Origin of the sequence: Buchnera aphidicola (Pemphigus obesinymphae) (assembly GCF_026122815.1) — a bacterium.
GTDB classification, from domain to species: domain Bacteria; phylum Pseudomonadota; class Gammaproteobacteria; order Enterobacterales; family Enterobacteriaceae; genus Buchnera_C; species Buchnera_C aphidicola_BJ.
Genome location: NZ_JAIWQW010000112.1, coordinates 1 through 324 on the forward strand (window position 1 = coordinate 1; position 324 = coordinate 324).

Below are 324 nucleotides of genomic sequence, written 5' to 3' on the forward strand. Positions count from 1 at the left end.
AAGAAGGACTAATTCGTTGCCGAGACATTTCTAATAAACCGAATTTAGAAATATTTCCAATTTGGATTTTAGCACGATCTTGTCTCATGGATTCGCGTAATTGATTTTCAATTTTACGTTGATTACAAACAGGTGTCATATCTATAAAATCAATAACTATTAAACCTCCTAAATCACGTAATCTTAATTGACGAGAAATTTCATCAACAGCTTCGATGTTAGTATTTAATGCTGTTTCTTCAATATCAAGACCTTTAGTAGAACGTGCTGAGTTAACATCAATAGCTGTTAAAGCTTCTGTTGAATCTATCATAATAGAACCTC

At 31.8% G+C, this 324-nt stretch carries 1 protein-coding gene; it reads right to left on the reverse strand.

All coding sequences use genetic code 11. The features are described from left to right. Nucleotides 1–324 (reverse strand): ribonuclease E/G (locus LDP10_RS03350; RefSeq protein ID WP_265197299.1); only part of this gene is annotated, 324 nt, incomplete at both ends.